This window comes from Haemophilus sp. THUN1692, assembly GCF_059704395.1.
In genome coordinates, this window is sequence record NZ_AP046579.1 from 1,955,939 (window position 1) to 1,981,928 (window position 25,990).

29 protein-coding genes, 1 pseudogene and 2 riboswitches are annotated in these 25,990 nt (G+C 38.5%); of the genes and pseudogenes, 20 read left to right on the top strand and 10 right to left on the bottom strand.

Annotated features, from left to right (window positions below):
* The first annotated feature begins 9 nt into the window (after nt 1-9).
* Nucleotides 10-97, top strand: a riboswitch (TPP riboswitch).
* Between the two features lie 51 nt (nt 98-148).
* From thiB to bioB, 4 genes are all read left to right on the top strand, one after another.
* Nucleotides 149-1,147, top strand: a complete 999-nt coding sequence (gene thiB, locus AC6H0A_RS10080; RefSeq protein ID WP_497512640.1) for a thiamine ABC transporter substrate binding subunit — start codon at nt 149-151, stop codon at nt 1,145-1,147.
* Nucleotides 1,148-1,151: 4 nt separating this feature from the next.
* Nucleotides 1,152-2,768, top strand: a complete 1,617-nt coding sequence (gene thiP, locus AC6H0A_RS10085; RefSeq protein WP_005641324.1) for a thiamine/thiamine pyrophosphate ABC transporter permease — start codon at nt 1,152-1,154, stop codon at nt 2,766-2,768.
* Nucleotides 2,752-3,399, top strand: coding sequence for a thiamine ABC transporter ATP-binding protein (gene thiQ / locus AC6H0A_RS10090; RefSeq protein ID WP_005641326.1), 648 nt, complete (start codon nt 2,752-2,754; stop codon nt 3,397-3,399). Before thiP ends, thiQ begins: the two co-directional genes overlap by 17 nt.
* A 120-nt stretch (nt 3,400-3,519) precedes the next feature.
* Entirely contained in the window at nt 3,520-4,524 is a 1,005-nt protein-coding gene (gene bioB / locus AC6H0A_RS10095) for a biotin synthase BioB (RefSeq protein WP_005641328.1), read from the top strand.
* A gap of 53 nt (nt 4,525-4,577) precedes the next feature.
* On the opposite strand, the gene AC6H0A_RS10100 is transcribed toward bioB, so the two are convergent.
* The 5 genes from AC6H0A_RS10100 to AC6H0A_RS10120 all read right to left on the bottom strand — a co-directional run bounded on the left by AC6H0A_RS10100 (nt 4,578) and on the right by AC6H0A_RS10120 (nt 9,151).
* Complete coding sequence (locus AC6H0A_RS10100) at nt 4,578-5,255, bottom strand: DUF799 domain-containing protein (protein WP_005641330.1); 678 nt, start codon at nt 5,253-5,255, stop codon at nt 4,578-4,580.
* Nucleotides 5,252-5,662 carry a DUF4810 domain-containing protein gene (locus tag AC6H0A_RS10105; RefSeq protein WP_005641332.1) on the bottom strand — a complete coding sequence of 137 codons (411 nt, stop codon included), beginning with the start codon at nt 5,660-5,662 and terminating at the stop codon, nt 5,252-5,254. The genes AC6H0A_RS10100 and AC6H0A_RS10105 overlap by 4 nt, the downstream gene beginning before the upstream one ends.
* A gap of 10 nt (nt 5,663-5,672) precedes the next feature.
* Nucleotides 5,673-6,323, bottom strand: a complete 651-nt coding sequence (locus AC6H0A_RS10110; protein ID WP_179230777.1) for a CsgG/HfaB family protein — start codon at nt 6,321-6,323, stop codon at nt 5,673-5,675.
* An 80-nt stretch (nt 6,324-6,403) separates the two neighbouring features.
* Nucleotides 6,404-8,401, bottom strand: coding sequence for a transketolase (tkt, locus tag AC6H0A_RS10115; RefSeq protein ID WP_005641334.1), 1,998 nt, complete (start codon nt 8,399-8,401; stop codon nt 6,404-6,406).
* Between the two features lie 111 nt (nt 8,402-8,512).
* On the bottom strand, nt 8,513-9,151 hold the full coding sequence (locus tag AC6H0A_RS10120) for a YtjB family periplasmic protein (RefSeq protein WP_005641336.1): 639 nt from the start codon (nt 9,149-9,151) through the stop codon (nt 8,513-8,515).
* 56 nt (nt 9,152-9,207) lie between these two features.
* Between AC6H0A_RS10120 and serB the strand changes: the two genes are divergently transcribed.
* From serB to AC6H0A_RS10155, 7 genes are all read left to right on the top strand, one after another.
* Nucleotides 9,208-10,152: a phosphoserine phosphatase gene (serB, locus tag AC6H0A_RS10125; protein WP_005641337.1), complete on the top strand. Its 945-nt coding sequence runs from the start codon at nt 9,208-9,210 to the stop codon at nt 10,150-10,152.
* Nucleotides 10,153-10,169: 17 nt separating this feature from the next.
* A complete protein-coding gene (locus tag AC6H0A_RS10130; protein WP_005629625.1) occupies nt 10,170-10,661 on the top strand; it encodes a YajQ family cyclic di-GMP-binding protein in 492 nt (163 codons plus the stop codon).
* A 295-nt stretch (nt 10,662-10,956) separates the two neighbouring features.
* On the top strand, nt 10,957-11,904 hold the full coding sequence (gene corA, locus AC6H0A_RS10135) for a magnesium/cobalt transporter CorA (RefSeq protein ID WP_005641340.1): 948 nt from the start codon (nt 10,957-10,959) through the stop codon (nt 11,902-11,904).
* Nucleotides 11,904-12,449, top strand: coding sequence for a YggT family protein (locus AC6H0A_RS10140; protein WP_044232632.1), 546 nt, complete (start codon nt 11,904-11,906; stop codon nt 12,447-12,449). Before corA ends, AC6H0A_RS10140 begins: the two co-directional genes overlap by 1 nt.
* Nucleotides 12,450-12,639: 190 nt before the next feature.
* Nucleotides 12,640-12,810: a transposase gene (locus AC6H0A_RS10145; protein ID WP_144064297.1), complete on the top strand. Its 171-nt coding sequence runs from the start codon at nt 12,640-12,642 to the stop codon at nt 12,808-12,810.
* A complete protein-coding gene (locus AC6H0A_RS10150) occupies nt 12,807-12,995 on the top strand; it encodes a transposase (RefSeq protein WP_167351477.1) in 189 nt (62 codons plus the stop codon). The genes AC6H0A_RS10145 and AC6H0A_RS10150 overlap by 4 nt, the downstream gene beginning before the upstream one ends.
* A 308-nt stretch (nt 12,996-13,303) precedes the next feature.
* A complete protein-coding gene (locus tag AC6H0A_RS10155; protein WP_367208826.1) occupies nt 13,304-13,405 on the top strand; it encodes a helix-turn-helix domain-containing protein in 102 nt (33 codons plus the stop codon).
* Between the two features lie 169 nt (nt 13,406-13,574).
* Here the strand turns inward: AC6H0A_RS10155 and rlmD are convergent, their stop codons facing one another.
* The 5 genes from rlmD to epmB all read right to left on the bottom strand — a co-directional run bounded on the left by rlmD (nt 13,575) and on the right by epmB (nt 18,523).
* Complete coding sequence (gene rlmD / locus AC6H0A_RS10160; RefSeq protein ID WP_005641344.1) at nt 13,575-14,891, bottom strand: 23S rRNA (uracil(1939)-C(5))-methyltransferase RlmD; 1,317 nt, start codon at nt 14,889-14,891, stop codon at nt 13,575-13,577.
* Entirely contained in the window at nt 14,891-15,601 is a 711-nt protein-coding gene (recO, locus tag AC6H0A_RS10165) for a DNA repair protein RecO (RefSeq protein ID WP_005641346.1), read from the bottom strand. Before recO ends, rlmD begins: the two co-directional genes overlap by 1 nt.
* Nucleotides 15,602-15,603: 2 nt before the next feature.
* The gene (locus AC6H0A_RS10170; RefSeq protein WP_005641348.1) at nt 15,604-16,008 is read right to left on the bottom strand and encodes a hypothetical protein; all 405 of its coding nucleotides are present in this window, start codon (nt 16,006-16,008) and stop codon (nt 15,604-15,606) included.
* A gap of 47 nt (nt 16,009-16,055) precedes the next feature.
* Nucleotides 16,056-17,408, bottom strand: coding sequence for an opacity-associated protein OapA (oapA, locus tag AC6H0A_RS10175; protein WP_044232634.1), 1,353 nt, complete (start codon nt 17,406-17,408; stop codon nt 16,056-16,058).
* Between the two features lie 98 nt (nt 17,409-17,506).
* Nucleotides 17,507-18,523: an EF-P beta-lysylation protein EpmB gene (epmB, locus tag AC6H0A_RS10180; protein WP_070047015.1), complete on the bottom strand. Its 1,017-nt coding sequence runs from the start codon at nt 18,521-18,523 to the stop codon at nt 17,507-17,509.
* A 37-nt stretch (nt 18,524-18,560) separates the two neighbouring features.
* Here epmB and efp point away from each other — a divergent pair, with 37 nt between their 5' ends.
* The 9 genes and pseudogenes from efp to thiE all read left to right on the top strand — a co-directional run bounded on the left by efp (nt 18,561) and on the right by thiE (nt 25,817).
* Nucleotides 18,561-19,127 (top strand): elongation factor P, encoded by a 567-nt coding sequence (gene efp / locus AC6H0A_RS10185; protein ID WP_005641354.1) that lies wholly within the window; start codon nt 18,561-18,563, stop codon nt 19,125-19,127.
* A 299-nt stretch (nt 19,128-19,426) separates the two neighbouring features.
* Nucleotides 19,427-20,182 (top strand): opacity family porin, encoded by a 756-nt coding sequence (locus tag AC6H0A_RS10190; protein ID WP_070047016.1) that lies wholly within the window; start codon nt 19,427-19,429, stop codon nt 20,180-20,182.
* 111 nt (nt 20,183-20,293) lie between these two features.
* Nucleotides 20,294-20,385, top strand: a riboswitch (TPP riboswitch).
* A gap of 74 nt (nt 20,386-20,459) precedes the next feature.
* Nucleotides 20,460-21,164, top strand: coding sequence for an ABC transporter ATP-binding protein (locus tag AC6H0A_RS10195; protein ID WP_005639741.1), 705 nt, complete (start codon nt 20,460-20,462; stop codon nt 21,162-21,164).
* Nucleotides 21,161-21,886: an ABC transporter permease gene (locus tag AC6H0A_RS10200; RefSeq protein ID WP_005639743.1), complete on the top strand. Its 726-nt coding sequence runs from the start codon at nt 21,161-21,163 to the stop codon at nt 21,884-21,886. The genes AC6H0A_RS10195 and AC6H0A_RS10200 overlap by 4 nt, the downstream gene beginning before the upstream one ends.
* Nucleotides 21,887-21,911: 25 nt before the next feature.
* Nucleotides 21,912-22,857 (top strand): annotated as a pseudogene (locus AC6H0A_RS10205) (ABC transporter substrate-binding protein).
* 9 nt (nt 22,858-22,866) lie between these two features.
* The gene (gene tenA, locus AC6H0A_RS10210) at nt 22,867-23,514 is read left to right on the top strand and encodes a thiaminase II (RefSeq protein ID WP_044232070.1); all 648 of its coding nucleotides are present in this window, start codon (nt 22,867-22,869) and stop codon (nt 23,512-23,514) included.
* Nucleotides 23,515-23,529: 15 nt separating this feature from the next.
* The gene (thiM, locus tag AC6H0A_RS10215) at nt 23,530-24,324 is read left to right on the top strand and encodes a hydroxyethylthiazole kinase (protein WP_005639753.1); all 795 of its coding nucleotides are present in this window, start codon (nt 23,530-23,532) and stop codon (nt 24,322-24,324) included.
* Nucleotides 24,317-25,126 (top strand): bifunctional hydroxymethylpyrimidine kinase/phosphomethylpyrimidine kinase, encoded by an 810-nt coding sequence (gene thiD / locus AC6H0A_RS10220; protein WP_005639754.1) that lies wholly within the window; start codon nt 24,317-24,319, stop codon nt 25,124-25,126. The genes thiM and thiD overlap by 8 nt, the downstream gene beginning before the upstream one ends.
* A 10-nt stretch (nt 25,127-25,136) precedes the next feature.
* Nucleotides 25,137-25,817, top strand: a complete 681-nt coding sequence (gene thiE, locus AC6H0A_RS10225; RefSeq protein WP_005639756.1) for a thiamine phosphate synthase — start codon at nt 25,137-25,139, stop codon at nt 25,815-25,817.
* Nucleotides 25,818-25,990: the final 173 nt, after the last annotated feature.

The following is a 25,990-nucleotide window of genomic DNA, read 5'->3' on the forward strand; positions in this document are numbered from 1 at the left end:
ATACACTAAAAAGCCTAGTCGGGGTGCAATATGCTGAGATCATACCCGTGAACCTGAAACAGTTAATACTGACGTAGGAAACTAGGAATACAACCTTATCTCCTTCCCGTCATTATTGCTGCCTTTTGATATAAATAAGGATGTAATAATGAAACTTCTTAAATTAACCTTAATTTCTACCGCACTTTTTTCCACCACAGCATTAGCTCAATCACAGCAAAGTGTTAACGTATATAGCTATGATTCTTTCACGTCTGAGTGGGGAGCGGGTCCAAAAGTAAAACAAGATTTTGAGAAAGCGCACCCACAATGCGCTATTAATTTTACGCCTTTTGAAAGTGGTGGCGTGTTACTCAATCGAGTTCGCTTGGAAGGAAAGAAAACTAAAGCAGATATTGTGCTAGGTTTAGATAACTTTGTTTTAGAGCAAGCTGAAAAAACAGGTATTTTCACGCCAAATAAAGTAGATTTAACTCAACTTGATCTGCCAACAAAATGGACGAATAAAACCTTCTTACCTTTCGATTTCGGTAACTATGCTTTTGTGTATGACAAAACTAAATTACAAAACCCGCCGAAAAGTTTGAAAGAATTGGTTGAACGCCAAGATATCCGTGTAATTTATCAAGATCCTCGCACCAGCAGTGTGGGGCGCGGTCTATTGGTTTGGATGAATGCAGTTTATCCTGCGACCAAAATTCAATCTGCTTGGAAAGCGTTGGATAAACATACGGTAACCGTGGGTAAAGGCTGGTCAGATACTTACGGTGCATTCTTAAAAGGCGAAGCGGATTTAGTGTTAAGTTACAGTACATCACCACTTTATCACCAACTTTTTGAGAAAAAAGATAATTATGTAGCGACAGATTTTGCGGAAGGGCATATTACCCAAGTGGAATTAGCGGCTCGAGTCGCCAACCATCCAAATCAATGTGCGGATGATTTAATGGCATTTTTAATTTCACCTACGGCACAAAAACATATTGTGACAGCCAATATTATGTTGCCAGTCATTCAAGGTGAAATTGAACCGCACTTTGATGCGCTTAAAGCTCAACAAAAAACTCAAACTCCAATCAATCCAATGGTGAATGCGGAACAATTAAAAAATTGGATTAGCACTTGGCAAACTACATTAACAAAATAGTTTGATGTTGTCGTTATTTCATCATCCACAACTCCGCCCTCGTCATTATGTGGGCGGGGTTGTTGTCATTAGCTTTATTACTTTTTTTTATGGTAGCGCATTAAGTTCGATCTTTGCATTGGGCGATGAGTTACAATGGAAAACGTGGTTCACGGATGATTACCTACAGCATCTAATTCTTTTCAGTTTTGGACAAGCCTTACTTTCTACCGTTTTATCTATTTTTGGGGGGCTGCTTCTCGCTCGAGCATTGTTTTATCAACCATTCTCAGGAAAAAAGTGGCTATTAAAATTAATGTCGCTGACCTTTGTTTTGCCTGTTTTAGTGGCAATTTTTGGTTTGATCGGCATTTATGGTTCAAGCGGTTGGTTAGCTTGGTTTGCTAACCTTTGGGGAATACCGTGGCTGGGGCATATTTACGGGCTCTCGGGAATTTTAATTGCGCACCTTTTTTTCAATATCCCGCTTGCAGCGCAACTTTTCTTACAAAGTTTGCAAAGTATTCCTTATCAGCAACGTCAGCTTGCTGCGCAACTCAATTTACAAGGTTGGCAATTTGTTAAATTGGTGGAATGGCCTGTTTTTCGTCAGCAATGTTTGCCCACATTCAGCTTGATTTTTATGCTTTGCTTCACCAGTTTTACCGTTGTTCTTACGCTAGGTGGTGGGCCTCAATATACAACATTAGAAACCGCAATCTACCAAGCGATTTTATTTGAATTTGATCTGCCAAAAGCAGCACTTTTTGCCATGTTGCAATTTGTATTTTGCTTAGTTTTATTCAGCTTAACGTCGCGTTTTTCTCCTTCTAATCAAAATGGCTTGAGTAATCGTAATCCTTGGTTTGAAAAACCTAAAAGTGCGGTCAAAATTTTCCATGTTTTTATCTTACTTGTTTTTATATTCTTCCTTTTTTCGCCCGTGTTGAATATTCTTGTCAGCGCATTGAGTTCATCAAGTTTGCTCACAGTTTGGCATAATTCTCAGCTCTGGCGTGCGTTAGGGTATTCTCTTTCTATCGCGCCCCTGTCCGCATTACTTGCATTAATGATGGCGATTGCCTTATTGCTTTTATCACGCCGTTTAGAATGGTTGCATTATCAGAAAATTGCGCAATTTATTATTAATGCTGGAATGGTGATTTTGGCAATCCCGATTTTAGTACTCGCAATGGGGTTATTTTTATTATTACAAGAGCGTGATTTTTCGAATATTGATTTGTTTGCCATTGTTGTACTTTGCAATGCGTTAAGTGCAATGCCTTTTGTTTTACGTATTTTGAGTGCACCTTTCCATAACAATATGCGTTATTACGAAAATCTGTGTAATAGTCTGGGGATTGTGGGGTGGCAACGTTTTTATCTGATTGAGTGGCAAACTTTACGTGCACCATTGCGTTATGCTTTTGCTTTAGCCTTGGCGCTATCTTTAGGGGATTTTACGGCTATTGCGTTGTTCGGCAATCAAGAGTTTACTTCTCTACCACACTTGTTATATCAGCAGCTAGGGAATTATCGTAATCAAGATGCAGCTGTAACTGCAGGGATTTTATTATTGCTTTGTGGCATATTGTTTGCCTTTATTCACACACATAGGGATGACGATGATTTATCTAAATAATGTGATTTTGAACGATAAAACCTTACCGATGTGCTTTAATTTGAGCGTAAATACTGGCGAACGTGTCGCAATTATTGGAGAAAGTGGGGCGGGGAAAAGTACCTTATTGAATTTAATCGCTGGATTTGAATTTCCTCATCAAGGAGAAATTTGGTTAAACGATAAAAATCATACTCGTAGCGCACCTTACGAGCGCCCCGTTTCCATGTTATTTCAAGAAAATAATTTATTTCCTCATTTAACCGTACAGCAAAATCTTGCGTTGGGTTTAAAACCCTCTTTAAAATTAACCGCACTTGAACAGGAAAAAATTGAACAGGTCGCTTGTTCAGTAGGATTGGGCGATTATTTGCAACGTTTACCGAATTCTCTTTCTGGCGGTCAGAAACAGCGGGTGGCATTGGCGCGTTGTTTGTTGCGAGATAAACCCATCTTGTTATTAGATGAGCCTTTTTCCGCATTAGATCAGAAACTTCGTATAGAAATGCTTGCTTTAATTGCCAAACTTTGTGATGAGAAACATCTGACGTTGTTACTTGTTACCCATCAACCATCGGAATTAGTTGATACGATAGATCGAGTATTGCTGGTGGAAAATGGTCAGATAAGTCAATTGCAAAAAGAGACGTAAAATTATATAGATTTTATAACCGATGAATCTATTCAATGGCTATCAATACCTGCCTATAAACTGAATAAAGATAAGATACAAAAATGCGGTGATTATTCACCGCACTTTCAAAGGAAAAATATGTTAACTGAAAAACTACAAATTAACTCTATTACACCACATCCAAGCGTTGAATATTGGTCTGTTTGCAAAGTTGAGGTGTTATTTGAAACGCCATTTTTGGAATTGGTTTACCGTGCTGCGCAAGTTCATCGTAAGTATTTTAATCCTCGAGCGATTCAATTATCCACGTTAATGTCTATCAAAACGGGGGGATGTCCAGAAGATTGTGGTTATTGCCCTCAATCAGCTCGTTATCATACTGGTGTACAAAATCAGCAGTTATTAGATGTTGATGAGATCGTCGCGAAAGCAAAAATTGCGAAAGCGCGTGGAGCAGGGCGTTTTTGTATGGGAGCTGCGTGGCGAGGACCTAAGCCAAAAGATATTGAGAAAGTCACAGAAATTATTAAAGCAGTGAAATCGCTTGGTTTAGAAACCTGTGGTACTTTTGGTTTATTGCAAGACGGTATGGCAGAAGATTTAAAAGAAGCTGGTTTAGATTATTACAATCATAATCTTGATACAGCGCCAGAACATTATGCAGAAGTGATTGGTACTCGTCGTTTCGATGATCGCCTTAGCACGTTAGGAAAAGTACGCAAAGCTGGATTAAAAGTGTGTTGTGGTGGCATTGTGGGGATGAATGAAACTCGCAAAGAACGGGCTGGATTAATTGCGAGCCTTGCAAACCTTGATCCGCAACCTGAATCGGTGCCGATTAATCAACTCGTTAAGGTTGAAGGGACACCATTAGCCGATGCGGAAGAATTAGATTGGACAGAGTTTGTGCGAACGATTGCTGTTGCACGTATTACCATGCCCAAAAGCTATGTTCGCCTTTCTGCAGGTCGTAGTGATATGAGTGAAGAAATGCAAGCAATGTGTTTTATGGCGGGTGCTAATTCTATTTTCTATGGCGATAAATTACTTGTCACAGGTAACCCAGAAGAAGATGGCGATCAGTTATTAATGGCAAAATTAGATTTAGAGCCAGAAAATGCAGAAAATAAAAAAGCTTCTTGAATATCAAGAAGCTAATTATTTAAGGGGCTGGCGTAGATTAGCCCCTAAATTTTTTATTTTTGTTGAGGCTGTAATTGTGGATCTTGTCCATACAATGGATGTCTCGGACCATAAAGCAAACAACCATTGCAAGGTCCATTAAGCATATTTCCTGTCGCCCACGCAGCAACTTTGTACCCTTTATCGGATACATTGTTCGCAATTTGTTTTACTACAGCAGTAATTAGCATTGCGATGGCATTACCGTTGTTATTGCGATCTGCATCGTCTGCGTAGCCTGTACCTTCCCATAAGGTTTTACCACTATGTAAATCAACAAGTTTACCACTTACTCTTACTCTAGTAACGCTATCAAATACTTGGTAATTCACACCGTAATCATCTACATTAATGTAAAGAACTGCATCAGCACCAAAAATATCACGTAATTTTTGTAGATTTACATTATGGATTTCTTGAGCCTGTGTTAAACCATTGTGCTTAAAAGTTTCATACACAAGCGCAGGAGGGAAAACATAATACCCCTCTTCCGCTAATGGAGAAATTGTATGTGCCAATACAGCAGGAGAACCTTTAACATCATTTGTTGTATCCGTAGGAAGTAATACCAAGATAGAACGTGGTTTACTTTCCTGATAGTTTGTATAGTCATAAGGCGTTGGTTTCATTGTTGAACAGGCAGAAAGCAAAAGGGTACAAGCTATTACCAAATAGAGAGAGATTTTTTTCATTTTTTCGCTCCTTTTTTCACTTTTTTATTTCCAGTGCTTTCTGTACTCGTATCCACTTTTTTTCCTTTATTTAACAAGAAGTTAATATATTGAGTTGATTCAGGAAATAAAGTCATTTCTTTTTGATAGGCTTCTGCCATTTTGCCAGCGTTGCCTAATTGACCATATAAAAGACCAATCTGAGCATACAGTCCAGGTGGTACTTTTTTACCGCTATCAAGTTGAGCAATTTCTTCTAATTTTTTAATCTGTTCTTGTGGTTCACCGTCTTGAGTGAGGTATTGGTATACGGAAGTTGGATAGGTATCTCCATTCCAAGTATACAATGTGTTTTGTTTATTTCCTGATGAACAGGCACTCGCCACAGCAACAGCTGATAAACAAATAAAAAGTTTTAGTTTATTCATAATAAAATCCTTAATTTGAAGGCTTCCATTGACCTGATTCAACACCAGAAACAAGGTTATTTACGGCTTCACGAATAGCTAAATCTAATACTTTACCATTAAGAGTTGAATCATAACCTGCAGTGCCACCAAAACCTAACACTTCACGGTTTGAAAGATTATATTCACCAGCACCTTGAACAGAATAAACCACCTCTGAAGTTTGAGTATTCACCACATTCAATGTTACTTTTGCATAAGCCACTTGTTGTTTACCGCGACCTAGAATACCAAATAATTGCTGATCGCCTACTGTTTTACGACCAAATTCAGTCACATCGCCAGTCACCACATAATTCGCACCTTTTAATTTTTGTTTTTGACCTTTGATTTTTGCTTCTGTTGCTGCTTCTGACATATTAGTGCGATCCAACACACTAAAACGACCTGATTGTTGTAAGTGAGACACTAAAATGGTTTTGGCTTGATTACCTAATTGATCTACGCCGTCAGAGAATACGCCATTGTTATAGCTTGAACGATTATCAAATTTACCCACAGAAATAGGGGCTTTCACACCGTTATACGCGGTGTTATAGCTCGTTACTTTTTGAACTTCAACAGTACGAGAACCCTCGGTTGCACAACCAGATAAAGCTAAAACGCTGACAGATAATAAGATTGGATAGAGTTTTTTCGTTACAGAATCCTTATAATATAAAGTGATAAAAAAGCTCCTTGAGTTATCAAGGAGCTTCCATTTTAAAGAATTTCTTTCGCTTTCGCTACCACGTTTTCAACAGTGAAACCAAAGAGTTTGAATAATTGATCCGCTGGTGCTGATTCACCGAAACTATTCATACCTACTACACGGCCGTTGAATCCAACGTATTTATACCAGAATTCAGAAATACCCGCTTCAATTGCAACACGTTTGGTTACAGATGCAGGTAATACGCTTTCACGGTACGTTGCATCTTGTTTATCGAAACGGTTAGTGCTTGGCATAGAAACGACACGTACTTTTTTACCTTCAGCACTTAATACATCTGCTGCTTTCACTGCTAATTCCACTTCAGAACCTGTCGCGATGAAAATTAATTCTGGTGTACCTTCGCAGTCTTTTAATACATAAGCACCACGTTTAACTGCATCTAATTGTGCAGAAGTGCGGTCCATTTGTGCTAAGTTTTGACGAGTAAAGATCAACGCACTTGGGCCATCTTGACGTTCAACCGCTTGTTGCCATGCGATAGCTGATTCCACTTGATCACATGGACGCCATGTTTCAAGGTTTGGAATTAAGCGTAGTGATGCAGTTTGCTCGACAGGTTGGTGAGTTGGACCATCTTCACCTAAACCGATAGAGTCGTGAGTATAAACGAATAATGAGCGTTGTTTCATTAATGAAGCCATACGTACTGCGTTGTGTGCATATTCGTAGAACATTAAGAAGGTTGCGCCGTAAGGAATGAATCCGCCGTGCAAGGCAATACCGTTCATAATGGCAGACATACCAAATTCACGAACACCGTAGTTGATGTAGTTACCACCTACGTTTTCATGCGCACGAATAGGTTTAGAACCGCTCCATAACGTTAAGTTGGAGCTTGCTAAGTCTGCTGAACCACCTAAGAATTCAGGTAACACATGAGCATATGCTTCGATTGCATTTTGTGATGCTTTACGGCTTGCAATACTCGCTGGATTTGCTTGTAATTTTTCAATGAACGCTTTAGATTCTGCCACCCAGTTTGCTGGTAATTCACTGTTTACACGACGTGTAAATTCTGCGGCAAGTTCTGGATATGCTTTTGCATAAGCAGCAAATTTTTCTTCCCAAGATTTTTCTGCTGTAGCTCCTTTCTCTTTTGCAGACCATTCAGCATAGTACTCAGCTGGAATTTCAAATGGAGCATATTCCCAGTCAAGCGCTTTACGAGTTAACGCGATTTCTTCATCGCCTAATGGTGCACCGTGACAATCATGTGATGCAGATTTGTTTGGCGAGCCGAAACCGATGATGGTTTTACAAATAATTAAAGTCGGTTTTTCTTTTTCTGATTGTGCAAGTACAACAGCCTGACGAATTTGTTCTGCATCGTGGCCATCCACATTACGGATTACTTGCCAGCCATAAGCCTCAAAGCGTGCAGCGGTATCATCACTGAACCAACCATCTACATGACCATCAATCGAAATGTTGTTGTCATCGTAGAATGCGATTAATTTACCAAGACCTAAGGTTCCCGCTAAAGAGCAGGCTTCGTGAGAAATCCCTTCCATTAAACAGCCATCACCTAAGAATACATAAGTGTGGTGATCCACGATTTCATGACCTTCACGGTTAAATTGGCCTGCTAAGGTTTTCTCAGCAATCGCCATCCCCACTGCATTAGTAATACCTTGGCCTAACGGACCCGTTGTGGTTTCAACACCTGGGGCATAACCATATTCTGGGTGGCCAGGGGTTTTAGAATGTAATTGACGGAATTGTTTTAGATCGTCGATAGAAAGATCATAGCCAGTTAAATGTAAAAGACTATAAATCAACATAGAGCCATGGCCGTTAGAAAGCACAAAACGATCTCGGTCAGCCCATTTAGGATTGGTCGGATTGTGTTTTAAAAAGTCACGCCATAATACTTCTGCAATATCCGCCATCCCCATTGGTGCACCAGGGTGACCAGATTTAGCTTTTTGCACAGCATCCATTGATAAGAAACGAATTGCATTGGCTAATTGTCTACGAGTTGCCATTTTGTTCTCCTGTTATAATTCGCTTTGAAAAAATAATCTTGCGCATTCTACCTTATTTCTGAAGGAAATTTAGCAAAAATCCGCACTCAATTTAATAGTTTGTGACAATAATCAAATTCTACGGCGACGCTGGTGAAAACGAGCGCTACTCGATTTTACGTTCAAATTTACCGCATTTTTTTTCTCTTTGGGGTTGCGGTAAGTGCGCCGATAGTGACTTAAAAAATAATGAATAGAGCTTGTCATCACTGCGCCAAGTAAAAAGACAATAATAAGCTCACCATATAATTGGTGAAAGATTTGATTAATTTTTGATTGGTTAGATTGCGTATATTGGGCATCAATGGTGACACGTAAAAATCCTTTAATGCCGCTTTGCGCGTAAAGTGGCTCTACAATTTGTTGATTGTTTGCATCGGGTGAATTGCTCATTTCACGACTTTGAGCCAGTAATTTTCCTTCGCCATCATATAAGCTCGCATCTAAAATAAAGTCTTCTTTGACTATTTGATCAAGATTATCCGTTAATTGCTCTGTTTTAGCATTGTTTGTAAGTAAAACTGAAAATAAATTGGCTTGCTGACGAACCAAAATATGTGAGATGTTCGCCACTTGGTTTACGCTCGCAAATTGTGAGCTCAGCTTAAATTGTTTTACACCAAATAAGATAACGCCAAGTGCAGTTAGGCTTAGCACAATAATCGTTGCAAGCATGGTTGATTTGATTAGTTTTTCTTTAATTATTTGCACTTTTTCAACTCACATCGGTTAAAATCTTTCCAGTTGCCACAATTTACAGGATTTTTATGCAAATTCAACGTTTCGAAAGCATTACACAAAAATACCCACAATTTCCTACCGCACTTTTAGTTAATGGGGCTCCTATACAGGATAGGGAACCTTTTATCTTATACGGCACAAAGTTGGACATAACTAAGCTGGAAAAATTTCAACAAAAGTGCGGTCAAAATTTTCAGATTTTTGATGTTTGGATAGTGGAGCAAAATATTGTCGTTTTATTGAAAGGCCAGTGGTTTGCTGAGTTTGTTAACTTTGCTCATGATGTTGAAGTGGATATTGCTAAATTAAATTTTACTCCTAAATTGTCTCAAGCTGGGTTGTTGGTGATGGATATGGATTCTACCGCTATTCAAATTGAGAGTATTGATGAAATTGCGAAACTAGCGGGTGTTGGCAAACTTGTTTCTGCGATTACGGAAAGCGCAATGAGAGGCGAATTAGATTTCGAGCAAAGTTTGCGTCGTCGAGTGGGTACATTAAAAGGTGCGCCAGAAAGTATTTTGCAGCAAGTTAGAGAGAATTTACCGCTAATGCCAGGATTAGTTGAAACGATCCAAACCTTACAGAAATATGGCTGGAAAACAGCAATTGCTTCAGGCGGATTTACTTATTTTGCGGATTATTTGAAAGCCTTATTACAGCTTGATTTTGCTGCATCAAATCGATTTGATATTGAAGATGGAAAACTCACTGGCTTAGTTAAAGGCGATGTGGTTGATGCCCAATACAAAGCCAAAACATTGCAACATTTGTTAGAGGCATACGGTATTGATTCACAACATTCTATTGCTATCGGCGACGGTGCAAATGATTTGGCAATGATGAATGTGGCGGGGCTAGGTGTTGCGTTCCATGCTAAACCTAAAGTGCAACAACAAGCGCAAATTGTGGTAAACTTCGCCGACGTAACCGCACTTTTATGCCTTTTAAGTGCTAATGATAGAATTTAATAAAATGGGAGAAGACTATGCCATCTTTTGATATTGTTTCTGAAATCACTTTGCACGAAGTCCGTAATGCAGTGGAAAATGCAAACCGTGTGCTTAGCACGCGTTATGATTTTCGTGGTGTAGAAGCGGTAATTGAATTAAATGAAAAAAATGAAACGATTAAAATTACCACAGAATCTGATTTCCAACTTGAACAATTAATTGAGATTTTAATTGGATCTTGTATTAAACGTGGTATTGAGCACAGTTCTTTAGATATTCCTGCAGAAAGCGAACACCACGGTAAACTTTATAGTAAAGAAATCAAACTTAAACAGGGTATTGAAACAGAGATGGCGAAGAAAATTACTAAATTAGTAAAAGATTCTAAGATCAAGGTTCAAACTCAAATTCAAGGTGAGCAAGTGCGTGTGACAGGTAAGTCACGTGATGACTTACAGGCAGTCATTCAACTTGTTAAAGGCGCTGAATTAGGCCAACCATTCCAATTTAATAATTTTAGAGATTAGTTTTCAAATAAGGTCGAAATGTTGTCATAGTTTTTTGATAAAACTTGACGTATACCGCTTTCAAGCGTAACATTCGCCCGATTTTTTAACGAGAAGGACACACACTTTGGACAGTCATAGTCGATACCGAATATCGCTCTAGACGCCCGCCTTTTTATTATCGGCGCGCGTTCGCCGGTAAATTTACCGTTGTTTCGGCATCTCTTAACGAAAACTTTGCGATTTTTCACCGCACTTTCGTTTCTTCTTTAATTTGTTCACTGTTAGCTGTTCATAATCCTATAAGGAGTATGAAATGATCAACGCGTTTGCTATCAATGATTCCCGCTTGGTTCGCATTGACGAAGACCAAACTGATCTCAATACTGCCATTTGGCTTGATTTACTTGAGCCAACAGGCGAAGAACGTGAAATGCTACAAGAAGGCTTAGGCCAGAGCTTAGCATCTTTTCTAGAATTGGAGGATATCGAAGCTTCCGCCCGTTTCTTTGAAGATGAAGATGGTTTACACCTTCACTCATTTTTTTATTGCGAAGATGAAGACAATTATGCTGATTTAGCTAGCGTCGCTTTTACTATTCGTGATGGTCGTTTATTTACGTTGCGTGATCGCGAGCTACCCGCATTCCGTTTATATCGTATGCGCTCACGTAGCCAGCGTTTATTAGAATGTAATTCTTATGAAGTTTTACTGGATTTATTTGAAACGAAAATCGAGCAATTAGCGGACGTGATTGAAAATGTTTATGCGGATTTGGAAGAGTTGAGTCGCGTTATTTTAAACGGAAAACAAGATGAAGCCTTTGATGAAGCATTAAATACACTCACGGAACAAGAAGATACGAGCTCAAAAGTTCGTTTGTGCTTAATGGATACCCAACGTGCATTAGGTTTCTTGGTTCGCAAAACTCGATTACCAACTAATCAGTTAGAACAAGCACGGGAAATCTTACGAGATATTGAATCTTTACAGCCGCATAATGAATCCTTGTTCCAAAAAGTAAACTTTTTAATGCAAGCTGCAATGGGTTACATCAATATTGAACAGAACAAAATTATGAAATTCTTCTCAGTTGTTTCTGTGATGTTCCTTCCTGCAACATTAGTTGCGTCTACCTACGGTATGAATTTTGATTTTATGCCTGAATTACATTTTAAATATGGGTATCCAATGGCAATTGGGTTAATGATCGCAGCCGCATTGACGCCATATATTTATTTTAAAAGAAAAGGATGGTTATGATGGAATTATCCCAAACTGCATTATTTATCGGATCAATTATTAATCTTTATGCACTTGTCTTAATCTTACGAGCTTGGTTACAGTTTGCTCGGGTGGATTATTACAACCCTGTTTCAACATTTGCAGTAAAAATGACTGATCCAGTATTAAAACCTCTGCGTAAAATTGTGCCTACAGTGAAAAATATCGATACATCTGCTTTACTGTTAGTATTTATTATCGGTATGTTGAAAGGTATTATTTATTTTGGTTTATCAGTAAATGTACTCTTAGTATTGGGTGTGTTAACTGTATTGAAAAGCATTGGTTTAGAAATTTTTTATGTGCTTTTTATTGGGGCAGTTTTAAGCTGGTTTAATCGTGGCAATAGCCCTGTGATTTATGCGTTTTATCAACTCTCTGAACCACTTTTAAGACCTATCCGTCGATTCTTGCCAACATTTGGCATGATTGATTTTTCCCCTATGGTCGTCGTATTTATCTTATTGTTCTTAAATAACCTAATGCTTGATATGTTAGGTGGGCTTTGGATGATTACGGGTTAGAGATTAATAGATTATTGAATAATAATTTAGGGGCTGATGTAGATTAGCAAGTGTATCAGTCTATAAAATGAAGATAACTCATTCTAAATTAAAGAAATATATACAAAATAAGCTCCTTTAATTTTTTATATTAGAAATTACAGCCCGAGCAGAGGCTGATTTACTAGGTATCCAGGCCAATTCAGCAATTTTGTTTTTCCGAAAAATTCCTAAAGTCATTAGCTATCATTTAGCCCTTGAAGCCGATGAGATTTTTGATGGTCAAATTGAGCTTGGTGAAAGCTATTTTGACGGTCATCGTAAAGGAAAACGAGGTCGAGGAGCCGCAGGAAAAGTTGCCGTATTCGGTTTGTTAAAGTGACAAGGAAAAGTATTTACTGTGGTGGGAGAAAATACCAAAAAGAGACATTAATGCCTGTTATTGTGAGGAAAATCAAGCCTAATAGCTGGGTTTATACCGATATTTATCGAAGCCATGATGCCCTTGATGTGAGCAAATTTCACCACGAACGCATCAATCATTCTGAACTATTTGCGGTAAAATAAAACCACATAAATGGAATAGAAAATTTCTGGAGTCAGGCGAAGATAATACTCCGAAAATATAATGGAATTGACCGAAAAAACTTTCCATCCTTCTTGAAGGAATGTGAATTTGGGTTTAACTTTGGAGTACTAAAAGAACAATTTAAAACATTGAGAAAATAGTGTGGTATTTAGGGCTAATCTACGTCAGTCTCTTAAATTAGTTATACGGAGGTTAAAGTTTAGCGTACTGGTGAAATTCCTACAATAGCAGGAATTGAATTAAGTGAGCAATTTGGGGTAATGTTATTCTTTCTTTTGGTAAAGCCATTCGCAAGCTCAGAAAAGAGCAGGGCTTAACGCAAGAACAACTTAAATTTGAAGCGAATATTCAACGTATTGATGTGAGTAAATTAGAGCTTGGTCAGTAACAACAGTCTTTAACAACAATTTTTAAATTGGCGAATGGATTGAAGTGTTCTGCAAGCGAATTAATTCAGCAGTCAGAAGAAATTAATAGCAAGGGATAGGAATTTGGGGGATTTCCTACCTACCATTGAAATTAATGCTGTTTCGGTGGATTAGAAAGCCCACTCTACGTTATTTTGTAGTGAATAACGTTATCGATTCCAAATGCCCCGTATGAGGGAACATATCTATCACCGCACTTTTTTCAATCTTGTAGCCAAAATCACGTAAAATTTCCGCATCACGCACTAATGTTGCAGGATTACAAGACACATATAAAATTTTCTCTGCTTTCAACTCGCACAAGGCATTTAACGCGAAAGCTGCACCACTGCGTGGAGGATCAAGCAAAATTTTATTGAACGACTGACGTGACCAAGGTTGTTCAACAAAGGATTGGTCAAGATCAGCTTGGAAAAATTCAATATTCTTGATTTGGTTTCTGACGGCATTTTGCTCCGCTTTTTGTACCATTTCAAAAACACCTTCAATTCCTACCGCACTTTTCACGCGTTTGGCGAGAGGAAGGGTAAAATTTCCCATACCGCAAAATAAATCTAACACGCAATCCTGTTGGCTCAATTCAAGCCAATCCAAGGCTGTATTTACCATACGTTCATTTAATGCACTATTTACTTGAATAAAATCACGAATATCAAAATGTAATTTTATGCCATCAGAAAATTGATAATAAGGCGCATCGCCATAGTTTTGTTCAATGCCTTCATCGCTTTGTAAAAACAACATTAACTTTTCTTGTTCAGCAAATTTGAGCAATAAAGTGTGGTCAATTTCTGCAAGTTTTTTCGTGTAACGTAACAACATTGCAACGCCATTATCAGCCGCCACAAGTTCAATATGCCCAAGCTGTTTCGGCGCAGAGAATTGTTCTAAAAGTGCGGTTAATTTAGGCAGTAAATAATTAATTGCAGGTTCTGCCACTTCGCAAGATTGAACGGTAATTAAATCATTGGTATTTTTCTGACGAAAGCCCATCTCGATTTGTTTTGTGCTTGGGTTAAACCATAAACTCAAACGCACACGACGACGATACGCCCAAGCATCGCCACAAATCATAGGTTGAAATGAAATCGGCTCTGACTGTAATTTACTTAATCGTTTAAACAATGCGGATTCTTTCGCTTTCCTCTGCATTTCAATAGGAATATGTTGTCCTTGGCAACCACCACAACGCATAAAATAAGCACATTTTGGTGCTAAACGTTCAGGACTTTTTACTAGCAATTTTTTTGCCGTAGCATGCCCATATTGGCGTTTATTCTCCAGAATACGACATTCCACTTTTTCGTGCGGAAGCGCATTTTCAATAAACCAAGTTTTACCATTAATTTTCGCGACGCCTAAACCTTGATAATCTAAATCAAGAATATCCGCCGTAATGGTTTGAACATTGTTTGTTTTTTGCTTTGGAGTATAAAGAAGAACCATTATTTTAGAAGTAAAATATTTTGAGTGAATAATTCCCGGCTTTTCAACGATTTATCGCCAAGATAAGGTTTCAACGCAATACGAGTAAAACGTTTTGCCGCTTGACGTACCGCCTCATCGGAAAAATCAAGGGCTTCAAAGGCTAATAAATCTCTTCCGTAAAAGGTGAGATTATCTTTCACTAAGGAAGCAATAAAACCTTTTTCCTCACGATAACGATATGTCATTGTACAATCGACTGGTTCGCCAGACCCTGCACAATGCAGAAAATCCACGCCGTAACCGAGAATTTGTAAAAGTTGAAATTCAAAAAGACGCAACGTTGGCTCAACATTGGGTTTAGTTGCCAAGTCCGTTAAGCATTTTAAATAATGTTGAAACAGCGAAGGATTCGGCGTTTCAGGCTCAATGACACGAGTCAATAACTCATTCACATAAAAACCGCTATAAAGTGCGGTTTGTTGTAAAGGAAGTGTAATTGCGGCTGGTTCTGCTTTAGTGAGGGTTTTCAATGAGCTTTTTCCCGTCCAACGCAACAATAAAGGTGTGAAAGGCTGCAAAACCGACTTCCAAGATGAACGCTTTGATCGTGCGCCCTTGGCGATCACGGTTAGGCGACCACTTTCTTCAGTAAACAAATCGACTAAAAGACTCGTTTCACTATAAGGGCGACGATGAAGAATAAAGCCACGTTGGAGTTCGGTTTGCACAATTAATTACCGGATAAACGCTCTACGGGTTGTAATACACATTGTTCCGCTAAAACTTCACCTAAATTGGTTTTTAGCACACTGAAATCCTCGCGCTCTTGCCATGTCCAACGAATATTGCCGTAATTTTTACCGCGCTCAGAAATCATTAATGTCAATTTTTCTGACATAGAATTGAAAGTCACCGTAATGTGATGCAATGATTTTTTACGTTTTTTTTGAGTGGAATGAACCACACGAACTTGCTTATCATCTTTACATAAATAAACTTTAGCTTCACTTTTTTGCAAAGCTTTATCTACTTTTTCCACCTGCATCTTTTGCGGCTCTGGCTTCTTTGGTAAATTACTTTGAGCACAACCGGCCAAGCAAAGTGCGGTTAAAATTAGAAACGTTTTTTTAAACATAAAATCCTACTTGAAAAAGAAAAATGGGCGATTGCTCGCCCTAAAAATTATTTTTTATATTCATAAGAACCATCAGACTGACGAACAAATCGCGTACCGTTAGATAAGCGCATTTCATTTACTCGCCCTTGACTGTTCACAGATACCGCAACTTTATCACCTGGTTTAAAGCTACTTAAAACATTGCCCGCTCCAGCTGCTTTACTCATTGCATTAACATCCGAAATATTAAGTTGATTGTCACGGAATACTTGCATAAGAGAAACGCCTTTAGGCACAGTTAATGTTTTCGCCGATGCAGTTGGTGCAGCTGCTTTCATTGCAGGTTTTGCATCAACAATTTGAACTTTAGCTTCTTTTTTAACTTGAACCGGTTTAGCTTCAACAATTGGTGCTTTTCCAGCTGTTTTAGCGACAGTTTGTTCAGTTACTTTTGCTGGTACATGTGCTTTTTCAGCAACTTTCACTTCTTTTTTCGCGATATCTTTATGTGCCACTTGTTGTTCTACTACTTTTTTCACCGGTTGAACTGGTGCTACAACAGTTGGCGCTTTTGGCTGTTCCACTTGAGCTTGTTGGGCTTGAGTTTGTGATTGCTCAGGTTGAGCTGCTTGCATAGGTTTAGCTGAATCCATTGTATTTGAGGTTTGAACTGGAACTTGAGCCATGTTTTGTAGAGCAGCCATGTTTTGTGGAGCAGCCATGTTTTCTGCAGGTTGATTTTGAGCAGTCGCACTATTAGCCAATTCATCTGCTTTTGGCGCATTTTCAGGTTGGTTAGCTTGCTCTGTAGCCATCTGATTTTGTGTAGGAGGATTATCTAAAATCGTGGTTTCCACTGGTTGATTTTGATCTAAAGATTGGAACTGCACTGGGATTTCATTGCTGTTAGATTGAGTGAAAGACTCAACGGTGTCAGAACTTGGTTTTAATGCGAAGAAAATAATTAATAAAATAACCAACACAAAAATAGCCATAAACAAACGACGATGTTTTGCTGGCAATACTTGTAATACTTTCCATTTTTCTGGTTGGGCTAAAATAGGTTTTTCAGCCTTTTCGACGGGTTCATCCGCGTTATTTTCAGCACTGATTTCTTCATCAACCGAAGAAATATTTTCTTCTGTGAAAGAAGTCTGAAGAACTGGCTCTTGTGCTGTTTTCAAATTTTCACTCGGAATTAAAGGATCATTTTCTTGCGTTGATGAATCGCCAAAAGTAGGTTCTTTACGTTGCTGAAAGTTAGTTTGCACGTGATTTTTTTTGGCAAATAACCCTTTTGCTTTACCTAAAATTGACGAACTTGGCTGAATTGTTTTCTTTGGTGTAATTGGCTCTTGATTAAGCCCTAAATCTAATTCATTTTGAGATGATTGTTCATTTTTATCCATAGAATTCACTGGATTGTCCCTGATGCTTGTTCTTATTCATATTAATTAGCCACAAAATTGAGAAGCCCAAAAGTGCGGCGAGAAAATTAGGCGTATTTTATTAGATCTTATTCTGCGTATAAAGTCTTATTTGGCTCGCCCGCAATTTCTCGTGCAAGTTTAGGAACAAGATAGCCAGAAGTCAGCGATTGCAAGGTTTTATAGATTTGCATAGCTTCAATATCGCTAATCAGAAAATGGCTCGCCCCTTGCACTTTATCCAGCAAATGCAAGTAATAAGGCAAAATACCTGTTTGAAAAAGTTTATCGCTCAATATTTTTAGAATTTGCGCATCATCATTCACGCCTTTTAGCAAAACAGATTGATTCAAAAGCGTGACATTCACGGCTTTTAATTTTTGCATCGCATTAGCAAAAATTTGATCAATTTCATTCGGATGATTAATGTGTGTCACCATAACTGTTTGCAAACGACTTTCTGCTAATAAGGCACAAAATTCATCAGTAATCCGCTGCGGAATGACAACAGGCAAACGGGTGTGAATACGCAAACGCTGTAAGTGCGGTATATTTTCCAAATGTTTTATTAACCACGCCAATTCGTGATCTTTCGCCATTAAAGGATCGCCACCTGAAAAAATCACTTCTTCAATTTCAGAATGCGCCGCAATGTAATCTAATGCCAGCTGCCAGCTTTTTTTATTTCCTGGGTTTTCATCGTAAGGAAAATGTCGGCGGAAGCAATAACGACAATTTACTGCACAACCGCCTTTCGCCATAAAGAGCAATCGGTTTTTATATTTATGAAGAATATTCGGCACCGCATTGGCATTTTTTTCTTCTAAGGGATCTGTACTAAATCCCTCAGCTTTCACAAACTCTAAATCAGAACACATCACTTGCAAGAAAAGGGGATCTTGCGGATTGCCTTTTTCCATTTTATCAATAAAAGGTTGTGGCACACGGAGCGAAAAAAGTTTCCGCGCAGCAATGGATTGCTCAAAATCATCTTCTGGTAAATTTAAGGCTTTTAGCAATAATTTAGGATCTGAAATCGCATTTTTTAGAATTGTGAGCCAATTTTGTTCTTCTCTAATGACGGGTTCTTGGGTTAAAATACGCACTTTTCAAACCATCTCTAATTTTTAGGATATTAAAAATATGGCTACATATACTACCAGTGATTTCAAACCAGGTCTAAAATTTATGCAAGACGGTGAACCTTGCGTAATCGTTGAAAATGAATTCGTAAAACCAGGTAAAGGTCAAGCTTTCACCCGTACTCGTATTCGTAAATTAATTTCAGGTAAAGTATTAGACGTAAACTTCAAATCTGGTACTTCGGTTGAAGCTGCTGATGTTATGGATCTTAACTTAACTTATTCATACAAAGACGATGCATTCTGGTACTTCATGCACCCAGAAACATTTGAACAATACTCTGCTGATGCAAAAGCTGTAGGTGATGCAGAAAAATGGTTATTAGACCAAGCAGATTGTATCGTGACTTTATGGAATGGTGCGCCAATTGCTGTTACTCCACCAAACTTTGTTGAATTAGAAATCGTCGATACAGACCCAGGTCTTAAAGGCGATACAGCAGGTACTGGCGGTAAACCAGCAACATTAAGCACTGGCGCAGTAGTAAAAGTACCTCTTTTCGTTCAAATCGGCGAAGTAATCAAAGTTGATACTCGTTCTGGTGAATACGTCTCTCGCGTAAAATAATCGTTTAGATGACAAAAGTGCGGTTAATTTCTGCGGTGTATTATTGTTGTAGCAATAAAAAGCACTGAAATTCATTCAATAAAAATGCCTTTCCGTTCATAAATAGGAAAGGCATTTTTTTATAAATAATATAGTTTGATAGAAAGCATAAAAAACCAATCAGTCAAATTTTTCTGTTATTTTATGCTTTAATTAAAACATTTTTACTTATGTTATAGAATAGAGTAAAATGAAGCACGATTCTCAAAAATTGACTATGAAAATTTTATTTTTAACAAAAATCCGTTGGAGGAACCCTAATGAATATTCGAATTGAGAAATCTTCTCTTCTCTTCTCTTCTCTTCTCTTCTCTTCTCTTCTCTTCTCTTCTGCTGTACAAGCAAAGGAAGATAATGGAAAAGGGATTTATGTACAAGCTGATTGGGTGCACGCTCGTGAAAAAGTAGACCATAATTATCCTGAACAAAACGCTCCACTTTTCAATGATTATAAAAAGTTCAAAACCCATTCCAACCACCCACGTTTTTCCATTGGTTATGATTTCGATAACTGGCGTTTAGCATTAGATTACTCCCATTATGATCGCTGGAGCCATAGTAAACGTATTATTCTTGAAAAGAATAATACAATTCGTACCAATACAGTTAATATTAAAGCAATCCATTTTGATCAAGGCACTTTCCAAGCTCGTTCTTCTTATGGCATCTCTGCTATTTATGATTTAGATCTTAATTCAAAATTTAAACCTTATGCTGGTATTCGTATCAGCGTAGGTAAAATCAGACATAGCGTTTATTTAGATGACAAAGTACAAACCACTGTTACACCACAAAATGGTAGCTCTACAGTAGGTCCTGTAAAAGATGTACACCCTCCTTATCACGATAGTCGCAACATAAGACGCATTGGCTTTGGTTTTATTGGTGGTATTGGCTATGACATTACACAGAGTATTACCTTAGACTTAGGTTATCGTTATAACGATTGGGGACGTTTAGAAAACGTGCGTTTTAAAACTCACGAAGCCTCTTTCGGTGTACGTTACCGTTTTTAATTAAACAAATTTAGTTTTCTATTTATGCGGTCAAATTCTCCTCATTATTTGCAAAATGAGGGAAAAATTTGACCGCTTGTTTTTTCCGCAAAACAGGCGTAAACTTCTTTTAAATTTTAGTCGGGGTGCCACAAAATGGCTGAGATGATACCCGTGAACCTGAAACAGTTAGCACTGACGTAGGAAACTAATATGCCAAAATACTTTCTCATTCTTCATACCTATTTTCATTCCTTTTCTGTCGTTGCCTTTAGCCATTAATCCTTAGGTTAATGCTATGGTGCATATTCAGGATCTTAGTCTTGCTTTTGGAGAGCAAGTACTATTTGAACATCTTGATTTAACTCTTTTATCGAATGAATGGGTGAGTTTACTTGGCTGCTCTGGCGTAGGTAAATCAACGCTTTTGAGATTAATTGCAGGGCTTGATATACAGGGAAAAGTTCAAGGCAATATTATCTCTAATCCAAACATTAAAGTAGCATGGATACCACAAAAAAACACCCTTTATCCTTGGCTTTCAATTGTTGATAACGTCCAATTAGAAAACGTACTATTTGGGAATAAATCTGCAAAAACAACCATTCGAGCGGGTATGTCAGAGCATCTGCAGAAAAACTGTGCTCAATTATCTGTAGGGCAAAAACAAAGAGTGGCTCTCGCTCGAGTATTAATGCAAAACGCTGATTTAGTTTTACTTGATGAACCTTTCTCTGCCCTTGACGCGATTAGTCGTTACCAATTACAAAACTTGGTCTATGAACTATTAAAAGATAAATCAGTGTTATTGGTTACACATGATCCTCAAGAAGCATTGCGCTTAAGCCAGCGTATTTTTGTATTACGTTCACCGCAGCCTAATCAACCAGCATTATCCGACGTCATAAAACCTGAAGGTAAAGCACCACGCGAACTTAACCAAGAAAATTTGTGGATGCTCCAACAGCAATTATTAAATGAGTTATTAGAGGGAAAAAGATGAAACTTAGCCTTCTTAAACCACTCTTTATTGGAATTATATTGCTGTGTCTCTGGCAACTTATTGGTGTATTAGGTGATTTTCCACATTACATATTTCCTTCTCCCCAAGACGTATGGCTGCAATTGACTTCCCATATAGAACTACTTTGGCAGCATACACAAATCACCTTAATTGAAATTGGCTTAGGGCTGCTACTGGGTTTTATTTTTGGATTGTCATCAGCCCTGTTACTCTCTTTTTCGCCAAAAACATCTTCTTTGTTACTACCAGTCTTGGTGATATCTCAAGCGATTCCTGTTTTCGCCATCGCCCCAATACTCGTACTTTGGCTAGGTTATGGAATGCCATCAAAAATTGTTATGGCTATTCTCATTATCTATTTCCCTGTAACTGCAGCTTGTTACGATGGATTACGCAACACGCCTAAAGCTTGGCTCGATCTCGCTAAAACGTTCAAACTCTCACCTTTACGTTTATTACTTAAAGTACGCTTGCCTGCCGCATTGCCTGCACTTGCATCAGGCTTTCGCATTGCCGTTTCAGTCGCCCCGATTGGTGCTGTAATCGGAGAATGGGTGGGTTCATCAGAAGGGCTTGGCTATTTAATGATCCACGCCAATGTTCGTATGCAGGTGGATTTAATGTTCGCTGCGTTGCTGATCTTAGTGGCAATTTCATTCAGTATCGATTGGCTACTACGCCATTTTATTTGGCACGTTTAACGCTTCATGACAAAAGGAGACAAAAATGAAGAAAATCATCCGTTATTTCAGTCTTGTAATTGGAATCAGCGCCAGTTTTACCAGTTTGGCAAGAGAGAAAATTAGCTTAATGTTTGATTGGTATGTAAACCCAGATCACGCAGCAATCATCGTGGCACAACAAAAAGGCTTTTTTGAAAAAAATAACTTAGACGTCGATATTATCGAACCCGCTGATCCATCATTACCGCCTAAATTAGTTGCAGCAGGAAAAGTGGATTTAGCCATTAATTATTAACCTCAAATTTATCAACAAGTCGCTGAAGGATTGCCTTTAGTGCGTGTAGGCTCTCTGATTTCCAGTCCATTAAATAGCGTAGTAGTACTCAAAAATAGCAAGATCAAAACACTTGCCGATCTGAAAGGTAAAAAAGTAGGCTATTCTGTCAGTGGCTTTGAGAATGTATTACTCGATACCATGCTCCATTCCATCGGACTCAGCAACCAAGACGTAAAATTAGTGAATGTGAATTGGTCACTTTCCCCTTCTCTTTTAATGGGACAAGTCGATGCTGTCATCGGAGCATTCCGTAATTTTGAACTGAATCAGATCCATTTAGAAAAACAAGAAGGCGTGGCATTTTTCCCTGAGCAATATGGTGTGCCAGCTTATGATGAATTGATTTTAGTAGCGAACAAAAACAACCTTGCCTCTAAAAAAATTTCCGCTTTTTTTTACCGCACTTGAACAAGCCACAACCTACCTACAAAACAACCAAAATGACGCATGGCAAGCATTTATGAGCTATAAACCAAAAGAGCTTAATACAGAATTAAATCAATTAGTATGGAAAGATACCTTGCCTTTACTAGCAGCTAAACCTCGTCAATTGGATGCCAAACGTTATCAACAAATGGCGGAATTTATGCATCAAAAAGGCTTGATTCCAAAAGCACTTGAATTGAAATACTATGCTGTCGAATTACAGTAAGGGAAAATGATGATCAACCAACTCATTCAGCAAGCGCAACCTTATTGGAAACAATATGTTGAGCATGAATTTGTGCAACATCTTGCAAAAGGTACCTTGCCAAAATCTTGTTTTCAACACTATTTAAAACAAGATTACATCTATCTTTTCCATTACACTCGTGCTTTTGCTTTAGGCATCTTTAAGGCGAGAAATTTTGCCGAAATGGACATGCCGCGTAAAACGCTCGACATTCTTTGCCAAGAAATCCAATTACATTTGGATTACTGCCGACAATGGGAAATCAGTGAACAGGAAATATTCCAAACACCAGAAAGTGCGGCATGCATTTCCTATACACGTTACTTACTTGATTGTGGAATGATGGGTGGATTACCAGAGCTATATGCCGCCGTGACGCCTTGTGCTTTAGGTTACGCACAAGTCGCCCGCTACATCACAGAAAATTATCCAAAACTACCAAGCAATCCTTATCAAACGTGGATTGACGCATACTCAGCACCAGAATATCAACAAGCCGCACAAGAAACTGTTGATTTTCTTACCGCACTTTGTGAGCCACTTAATGATTCTCAACTCGCTAATATCCAACAGATTTTTACCACAGCCATTCGAATGGAAATTGGATTTTGGCAAATGAGATTGGATTTAGCATAAAAATGAAGGTGTAAAATGAAATCAGTTTATTTATCAAAAATCCGTGAACAGAATCCGTTGATTCATAATATTACCAATATTGTCGCGGCAAATTTTAGTGCCAATGGTTTACTTGCTTTAGGTGTTTCACCGTTGATGTCTGCTAATATTGAAGAAATGGTTGAACTACCTAAAATCAGACAAGCATTAGTCATCAATATCGGTACAGTCATCGGGCAAGAACGAGATGCTATGTTACTAGCGGGTAAAACAGCTAATTCAATAGGTATTCCAGTGGTGCTTGACCTGGTTGGAGTGGGCGCTACGAACTGCCGACGCGAAACTATCCGTCAATTATTGGCAGAAGTGAAATTTGCCCTAATTCGAAGTAACGCCAGTGAACTTGCAGCGATTGCAGGTGAAGACTGGCAAGCAAAAGGCGTGGATGTAGGACAAGGTAAAACAAATCTACAAGAAGTTGCTCAACGTGTTGCACAACGCTATGACTGTACAGTGTTGATTAGTGGAGAGGTCGATATTATCAGTGATGGACAACAAACGGCCACAGTCCATAATGGTACACTGCTATTTCCAAAAGTCACTGCATCGGGTTGTTTATTAAGTGCAGTATGTGCAGCATTTTTAGCCGTTGATGAAGGAAAACATTTTTCAGCAACCATCGAAGCCTGTGCCGCTTACACCGTTGCAGGGGAGATTGCGGCTAAAAACTTAACCACGCAAGTCGGTCAGTTCCAAATTCGCTTGCTTGATGAATTGGCAGCCTTAACACCTGATTTAATAGAACAAAACGCGGAGGTGAAATATGTCTAACATTCCACAAACATTGACTATTGCTGGTTCGGACAGTGGCGGCGGCGCCGGCATTCAAGCAGATTTGAAAACCTTTCAAATGCAAGGTGTATTTGGAACCTCAGTGATTACTGCAGTGACTGCACAAAACACGCTTGGGGTATTTGATATTCACCCCATTCCACTGAAAACAATTCAGGCACAGCTAAAAGCGGTAAAAAATGACTTTCAAATTGCAAGTGCCAAAATTGGCATGCTTGGCACAGCAGATATTATTGAATGTGTTGCTGATTTCTTAAGTCATCGCCCATTTGGCACATTAGTGGTTGATCCCGTGATGATTGCGAAAGGTGGTGCGCCTTTATTGCAACAACAAGCAGTTTCCGCATTAATCAAATATTTATTACCACTAGCCGACGTGATTACACCTAATATTCCTGAAGCAGAAGCTTTAACTGGTTTTAAGATTTCTGATACAGCCAGCATTCAACAAGCCACGTTAGACTTGCAAAAACAAGGCGCAAAGAATGTGATTATTAAAGGCGGACATTCGCTGAATTCACAAAGTCAGCAATGCCAAGATTGGATTTTTTTACAAAATGGTGAGCATTTTGTTTTAGAAAGCGTGCGTTTCGATACACCACATACTCACGGCACAGGCTGTACTTTTTCAGCTTGCTTAACAGCTGAATTAGCCAAAGGCGCACCATTAAAAAGTGCGGTGAAAACAGCTAAAGATTTTATCACTGCAGCCATCTCTCACCCATTGAATATTGGTCATGGACATGGACCAACAAATCATTGGGCTTACAGTCGCCTTTAAGGATTGAAAGATGAAAAATATTCAAGAAATTTTACCGCTCTATTTTGTAGCAGGCACACAAGATTGCCGACATTTAGGTGATAATCCAACAGATAACTTGCTTTCTGTTCTTAAACAAGCTTTAGAAGGTGGCATTACCTGTTTTCAATTTCGCGATAAAGGCAAATTCTCACTAGAAAATTCACCAGATGAACAACTAGCCTTAGCTATTAACTGCCTAGACTTATGTCGTCAATATAATGTGCCATTTATTGTTGATGACAATGTTGATTTGGCATTGGAAATTGAAGCGGATGGAATTCATGTTGGACAAAGCGATACGCCTGTAAAAACGATTCGAGCAAAAACTAATAAACCACTGATTATTGGTTGGTCAGTTAACCGCTTAGATGAAGCAAAAATCGGTGAGGAAATATCTGATATCGATTATTTTGGTGTTGGTCCAATTTTCTCTACCCAATCAAAAGAGAATCCTTCCCCGACTCTAGGAATGGAATTTATTCAAACCTTGAGAAATGGAGGCATCACCAAACCTCTTGTAGCGATTGGAGGAATAAAACTAGAACATGTGAAAACCTTACGAAAATATGGCGCTGATGGTGTTGCGGTAATCACAGCTATCACTCAGTCAAATGATATAAAATCAGCAACGCAAGCTTTAAAGGAAGAAAATAATGCTGCAAACTTATAATCAAAATAAAAGACAAGCAATTGTCATAGGGCAAAATTTGGGCCCATAATTTTATTTAATATAGGGTAATTTCAAGCGGTTAAATCTTTATATCAGAACAAGATAAACTGAATTTCTAATTAGGATTTGACCGCACTTTCCTTTACAAGCCAAATATTTTCTCTACAATACCC